General features: G+C 37.9%; 8 protein-coding genes. 4 read left to right on the forward strand and 4 right to left on the reverse strand.

Annotated elements, in window-relative coordinates; translation table 11 throughout:
- From AC13CK_RS00080 to AC13CK_RS00090, 3 genes are all read left to right on the forward strand, one after another.
- Positions 1 to 1086 (forward strand): IS4-like element ISAba1 family transposase gene (locus tag AC13CK_RS00080; RefSeq protein ID WP_482830844.1). Its coding sequence is split into 2 segments (ribosomal slippage), with 1087 coding nucleotides annotated over them: positions 1 to 536 and positions 536 to 1086; the frame shifts between segments, so codons are not numbered across the junction. This gene is flagged as partial in the annotation.
- Positions 1087 to 1107: 21 nt separating this feature from the next.
- On the forward strand, positions 1108 to 1617 hold the full coding sequence (locus tag AC13CK_RS00085; RefSeq protein WP_005005975.1) for a hypothetical protein: 510 nt from the start codon (positions 1108 to 1110) through the stop codon (positions 1615 to 1617).
- A gap of 240 nt (positions 1618 to 1857) precedes the next feature.
- Positions 1858 to 2742 (forward strand): hypothetical protein, encoded by an 885-nt coding sequence (locus AC13CK_RS00090; RefSeq protein ID WP_228128633.1) that lies wholly within the window; start codon positions 1858 to 1860, stop codon positions 2740 to 2742.
- Positions 2743 to 2797: 55 nt separating this feature from the next.
- Here the strand turns inward: AC13CK_RS00090 and AC13CK_RS00095 are convergent, their stop codons facing one another.
- The 4 genes from AC13CK_RS00095 to AC13CK_RS00110 all read right to left on the reverse strand — a co-directional run bounded on the left by AC13CK_RS00095 (position 2798) and on the right by AC13CK_RS00110 (position 5513).
- On the reverse strand, positions 2798 to 3175 hold the full coding sequence (locus tag AC13CK_RS00095; RefSeq protein ID WP_005005978.1) for a hypothetical protein: 378 nt from the start codon (positions 3173 to 3175) through the stop codon (positions 2798 to 2800).
- Positions 3176 to 3188: 13 nt separating this feature from the next.
- Entirely contained in the window at positions 3189 to 3548 is a 360-nt protein-coding gene (locus tag AC13CK_RS00100; RefSeq protein WP_005005980.1) for a hypothetical protein, read from the reverse strand.
- Between the two features lie 532 nt (positions 3549 to 4080).
- Positions 4081 to 5031 (reverse strand): hypothetical protein, encoded by a 951-nt coding sequence (locus tag AC13CK_RS00105; protein WP_144583914.1) that lies wholly within the window; start codon positions 5029 to 5031, stop codon positions 4081 to 4083.
- An 11-nt stretch (positions 5032 to 5042) separates the two neighbouring features.
- Positions 5043 to 5513 (reverse strand): hypothetical protein, encoded by a 471-nt coding sequence (locus AC13CK_RS00110; RefSeq protein ID WP_087554360.1) that lies wholly within the window; start codon positions 5511 to 5513, stop codon positions 5043 to 5045.
- Between the two features lie 330 nt (positions 5514 to 5843).
- Between AC13CK_RS00110 and AC13CK_RS00115 the strand changes: the two genes are divergently transcribed.
- Positions 5844 to 6898, forward strand: a protein-coding gene (locus AC13CK_RS00115; RefSeq protein ID WP_482830845.1) for an IS3 family transposase whose coding sequence is annotated in 2 segments (ribosomal slippage) — positions 5844 to 6108 and positions 6108 to 6898 — 1056 coding nt annotated over the 2 segments. Because the reading frame shifts where the segments join, the coding sequence is not laid out codon by codon here. This gene is flagged as partial in the annotation.

Below are 6898 nucleotides of genomic sequence, written 5' to 3' on the forward strand. Positions count from 1 at the left end.
ACATCTCAATGAGTTATATCTTATCTTAAACAAATCTCTAAAATGGAACAAGTCACATTTAAAGTGCTTTGCGCTCATCATGCTTGTGATTATTTTAAAGCAAACATGTAATCTTTCTTCTGCATCTAAAGCCTTGCCCATCAAGTGCTTACCACAATCATTTTATCGACGTATGCAGCGCTTCTTTGCAGGTCAGTATTTTGATTATCGTCAAATTTCTCAGTTGATTTTCAATATGTTTTCATTCGACAAAGTGCAACTGACTTTAGATAGAACCAATTGGAAATGGGGAAAACGAAATATTAATATCCTGATGCTTGCGATCGTTTATCGTGGAATAGCGATACCTATCCTTTGGACATTGCTTAATAAACGTGGAAATTCAGATACGAAAGAGCGGATTGCTTTGATTCAACGCTTTATATCCATTTTTGGTAAAGACCGTATTGTGAATGTGTTCGCAGACAGAGAGTTTATCGGTGAGCAGTGGTTTACATGGTTAATTGAACAAGACATCAACTTCTGCATTCGTGTTAAAAAAACTTCATTGTCACCAATCATTTAGGGAAGAATCATAAAATTAGTGATTTATTTCGCCATCTTCAACTTGGTCAAATTGAATGTCGTAAACGACGGATTTTGGTTGGTCGGGTGAAACTATATATAAGTGCACTACAGTTAGAAAATGGAGAGCTTTTACTCGTCGTTTCTCCTCAGTTTAATGCCAATGCTATTCAGGATTATGCATTACGCTGGGAAATTGAAACCTTATTCAGTTGTCTCAAAGGACGAGGATTCAATCTTGAAAATACGCGCTTGACAGACCCTAGACGAGTGAAAAAATTGATTGCGGTCTTAGCTATAAGCTTCTGTTGGTGCTACTTAACGGGTGAATGGCAACATGATCAAAAAAAAGCGATAAAAATAAAGAAGCATGGACGACTCTCAATGAGTTTATTTCGCTATGGTTTAGACTATGTTCAAATGGCGATTCAGCGTTTAATTGGTTTTGGGAAAAAAGAAGAGTTTAAGGAAATTCTGGCAATTTTAAGAAGGCAGATGCCTGATAGGATAAGAGTTCTGTGAAATTTGTCGTGTACAGAGAAAATGAACACAACTCTACCTATTCTTATTCATAGCGTTATTGGTGGTATTGGTGAACATCCAGATGCTAAAAAACGAAGCTTAGGATACGGCGCTATCATGCTGTATATACCGATTGAACATATGGTCGGTTCAGGTGTACTTAAGCTGATGATTGATGTGAATACACTGTCGATCTATGCGTCTGAAAATCCTAATTACCTAAAACAACCACATACCATCAATGAAGCTTCTCACTTGTGGAATGCATTGCGCTTTGACAGTGCTTCTAAAGCCAGTCGGAAGGTCATTCATGATAATGGGTATGTTGAGTGTTTGTTTTCCATTCCTATGAAGGTTCTTGAGCCATTTATGGGTGCTGAATTGATTCAAAACGAATTAGGACTTCCATACATGGCCATCGATCAAAGTGACAAGTCGAAATGCATGCCGATTTGGTATGATGTCAGTAAATCGACCAATCAATTTATTGATGGCAACTACAACGATTATCCTGGTGTGCAGCCAACTTAAATTTTTAAGAAAAGTTTTTAGCTTTGATGATTTGTTAATTATTTATATCGACCACATTGGCGATGATGAAGAGAACAGACTCAATATGGCCCGTTTAATGGGCCACATTTATTTTTATAGATTAGGGATGCTAACTGCGTGAAAACAAAAATCATTTTAAACATCATTTTGTGGACCTTAACCGTCCTAACTTGTTATGCGTGGATTGCCTTTACGTTTATTAAACCAGTTGGCTACACCATGACTTTTCTTGTTATTTTAATATTGATGACAGTAGTGCTCAGCTGGTGCTTGGCAACACCTTATATTAAGACCAAAGACCGAACCAAGCGACTAGACGAAAACTTTAAGCTACTTATGCTCTCTGTTGCTGTTGTTCCACTCCTAATGTTTCTACTGTCATATGGTTTTATATGGTGTTTCAAAACGCTAGAAAAGAAACAGTTCAACCATGACCATATTGCTGCGATGGTACCGGGTAGTAACTTCAATCAACTACAAAAGTTTGCCAAGGAAAACTACAACGCGCCACTTGTGTTAGGTGACTTTAACGAAAGTTGGGCTTTAACTTCCTTAGATATACCGCAAGCTTCTCCAGCTTCATTAAGATCTAGTACAGGATATTGCCTGGTGAATATGTCTAAAACCAGCATGAACACCATGTATAAAGAAGCAAAAACCGATGTAAGCTACAACGATTGGGAAATGCTGATATTAGCGCACGAGTTATCTCACTGTTTAGATCGTGCGACCGATGTGCCTGGTGAACTTGGCCAGCCACTTAAAGCATTAAATTCAATTGCGCCGTCTGATCGGTCCAAAGTAAAGATGGATGATGTATCTACCTTTGTAACCGCTGAAAGTAGCGGTAAAACGCAACTATGGCGAGAATCTTATGCGGATCTGTTTGCGGTAGGTTTTATGTCACTTGATCCAAAATACGATACTGCAGCGTTAAGAGAAAGCCTGATTAAATTACGTGAAAAACGTAAGGCACAAGATCCAACCCATAATTCGGTGTGTTGGTTGCAGTATTCTAAGAGTCAGCCTTTCCCACAAAAAGGTTCGGATGTTTTTTCTTGGGCAAATAACATCAGAATTAAAGCGCCGTGCGAGTTGAAATAACTTGTCTTCAGACAAATTAAAAGCCCGAATTTCGGGCTACTTTTATACCAGCTAATTAACAATAAAAGCCAGGGCTTATAGTTGGTGCAGACATATCATCATAGATGCAATCTATACTGACTGCAGGTTTATCAATGTGGCTAAATAAGCTTGGATTGACCAATTGATTTGTTAGCTTAGATTTTTCTATACTAAAGCCAACCAGTTCAACTTCACAATCACACACGTAATGGAATTTTGCCTTACCGTGCAACACAAATACATTAGGTGACTTCTCATACATCTTGAAGTACTCGGCTTGAGTTTGTGACAATGGAACCTCCAGCACCACAAAGCCATTTGGTACGACAAAAACTGCAGATCCATCATTTACTGAGTAAACGATGGCTTGAACATCAGAAGCACGTTCAAAACCCACACTTTTTTTTATCATTTAGATTACCTTTTTATATTGTAGCGAATGAACGTTGTAAAACAGATTGTAGATCTGCTTCATTTGTAATATTCGCCTCGAGCGCAGCGTTTCGTACATCAGCTAGGTTTAACCAATGGCGGTGCTCAGCTTTAGTTTTTTCAATTTTGTGTGGTGTTCTTGGGTATTCCCAACTCCAGTAATGCTTTTTATAAATCTCCTTATCTTTCACAAGATACGCCTGTATAGATTGACTATCCTCATTAGTTGCATAGCCAACGCCAAAGTAAATATCTAAACCTTGCTTTAGTGCAGTTTGATAATCGGCTTCAAATTGAATAACAAGGGATTCAATTCTAGCTTCATGAGAAAAGATACTAGATAGTTTTAACATCACACGGCTCCAAGTTTAAGGCAATATGCCTCGAGATAAAACCATTATAACGGTCAAAATCCACTAAATTAGTTTATTTAAAAAAAATTTCATTAAAGTTAAACCCTTGAAGATTAAAACATACGGCGAAAAACTTAGGTTTTTTATTCAATATTAATCAGACTTACTCAAATTTAGTCTAGATGAACTGGTATTTTTAAAATTAAGGCTGCTTCGCGTTCCCATTTGTGAACAGATTCTCATTTTTGAGAATGAATTATATTTCATTTTTTGACTGACACTGGAACAATTAGCCATAGACGAGTAGGGGGTGGGTAAAGCCATATACCACATTTAAGAAATAACGCCGTAGTGGTGTTAATTCATTGTTAATTGAATATGGTTTGAATTAAGGCTTGATGGAAATGCATTAGTAGAATTATGGGTGCTGAATTATCAAAATTAAGTTTTGGATTATTTTAATCAATTAAAAAAACATCGTTTGCGTTTATAAAGCCAGCAGTTGATCAATTAGCTGATCAACGCAAGGGTATTAACCTTTTTTATGGTTTAAATACTTTTGAGTACGTTCTAATAATTTCGGGATGGTTTTTTCTGCTTCTTCTTGGGTGAGATGCAAACCATAAAATTTATTAGTTGTTCCGTAGCTTTCATTAAGTACTGAATAGGGAATATATAAGGTGTACATGTCTTGTTCTACTGAGTACAACGTGATGAAGTCAGTCGTATATGAAAACTTGCCATTTTCGCTCTCTAGCTTGATTTGTTGGTGTTTAACGAGCTTGAGTGGTGAAATGCAGTCACCGCCATAGATCGCAACTGTGCCACGCTCTTTGTACAGCTTAATGAGTTTTTTGGTGCATTTTAACGGCTTGCCGTGTTTGTCCAATTTTGGTTGGTTGCGAACAAAGATGTTATAGCGAAGATTCGAGTCACCAAGCATCCCGCTTGTTGTTTCACTGATGGTCAATTGGCGTTTAGACTTCTTATAAAACTCTAATAAGCGTTGCTGTAAATTGAACCGTGAAACACCACTTTCGATGTCAAAATTTAGACCTTTAAAAACATTTTTATTACTGTTGTTTCCAAAGTAACAAACTGCATCGTTAAACATTTGCGTTAAGTTTGCAAAAATTAAGAGAAAGTCGTTTTGTGGGTACGGACGTTTTTGATACATGCACCCAAACTCACTGTCAGCTAACTTATAAAAATAGGTGCGAACGCCAGTATAACTGCAAAGTGAATCATAAATGCGTGTGCCTTTAATTTGAATCTGAGTGACATAGCTAGATGAAAATTCAGGGGTAGCCCAAAGCATAGGGCTGAACAGGATGTCTTTCACTAATCCATTGTCGTATGCACGGTCGCCAACGGGACTGTTTTGGTTAATGCGGTCGTTTTGGGTGTAAACATGGATGTTCTTCAGCTCCAACGTTTCACGTTTGAACACGGTCTTTTCAGCGGTAGCAGTAGCGGTCGTCATGGTGAAGTTCCTTATCGGCTTAAATACGTGTGTGCAAAAATTGCTTGCATGGTTTTAAAAATTGGGTCTGTTTCAAAGTAGTCAGAAATTTGCTCTTGGAATGGGCTTTGATGGTTGCGAACCAACGTGCGAATTGCAGATCTGTTTAAGGTGTCTGAGTTGGTAAAACCATTTTTTAGTACTTTGATCTCAAAATATGGGCTAGTGGATGCAATCACACTGACAATAATGTTGCCGTCTTGGTCTGTCTTAACTGACAAATCAGCAATTGGGCTTAGTTCATGGCGTAAAAAATACATATTGTCGGGGTTATAGATTGCTTTAAATCTGATTCCGTCTTGGCATATAGCGCAAAACAGTTCATTCACCGACTCAGCAGTAAAGATCGCCCCAAACGTCACAACAACAGGCCCGACATTTTTTTGCTGTTTTTCATCATGTTTGATGGTTAGCTCGCAATGCGCTGTAATTAGGTTTTGCATTGTTTATATCCTAAGTGTGATTCAGTGGCATACGCACGTTATCCGTGCGTATGGGTGAATTGAATTAAGAAAGTTCGCGTGACCAACAATCTTCTATACGGTCGTATGCGTAGCCGTTTTGAGCCATTAACGTGCAAATGTCTTCAAGGTTTTTGCCAAAGATATTTACTGAGGTAACTTGGTCGAGTACTGATGTATGACCAAAATTTTCTTTTAATGTTGCAACGTAGATTTCAACGTCCATGAAGAAGAAAAGAGGTGGATCAGGAAATTTGAACAACACTTATAAGTGATATTTTGCTCCCCAAATGATGTTATAAACATCAATATATGGAGTATTTTATGGCACGTAGACCAAGAAGAAATCATTCAAATGATTTTAAAGCTAAGGTAGCACTTGCTGCGATTAAAGCAGAAAAAACACTTGCTGAATTGAGTGCTGAATTTGATGTTCATCAAAACCAAATTATCGACTGGAAAAATCAACTGATTTCAGCTTCCTCGCAAGCTTTCGATCAATCAAAAGCTCCAACAGAACCACCCATCGATCTAAAAAAACTACATGCAAAAATCGGTGAGCAGGCATTAGAAATTGATTTTTTAGAAGGTGTGTTGAAGAAACTGGGCCGCTTCAACCACAAAAGTTAATCGATGACTCACTTCAGATTTCAGTATCTAAGCAAGCTCAGCTGCTGAAAGTCTCCCGTGGTTGTTATTACTATCGCCCAAAACCTGTGAGTGCATCAGATCTGAAGCTAATGCGGTGTATGGATGAGTTACATATGCAATACCCTTTTGCAGGTAGCCGGATGATGCGTGATTTGTTGAATCGTCAAGGACATCATATAGGACGACGTCATACACGTACTTTAATGAAGAAAATGGGCATTAATGCGTTATATTGCAAACCAAATTTAAGCCAGGCTAATCAAGCTCACCGCAAATATCCATATCTGCTCAAAGGATTGGCTATTCAGCGCAGTAATCAAGTGTGGTCTACGGATATAACGTATATCCCTATGGCAAAAGGCTTTGTTTATTTATGTGCTGTGATTGATTGGCATAGCCGCAAGGTACTTGCGCATAGAGTATCGATTAGTATGGAGGTTACATTTTGCATAGAAACATTAAATGAAGCTATTGAAAAATATGGTCGACCTGAAATATTTAATACAGACCAAGGCAGTCAGTTTACCAGTGATGCATTTATTGATGTATTGAAATCAAATGGCATTCAAATCAGTATGGATGGTAAAGGTCGATGGGTTGATAATGTGATGGTTGAACGATTATGGCGGAGCGTTAAATATGAAGAGGTGTATCTCAAAGCCTACAGCAATGTTTTGGATGCGAAGAAGCAATTAAACGCATATTTTGAATTTTAT

The organism is Acinetobacter sp. L-24, assembly GCF_056857555.1.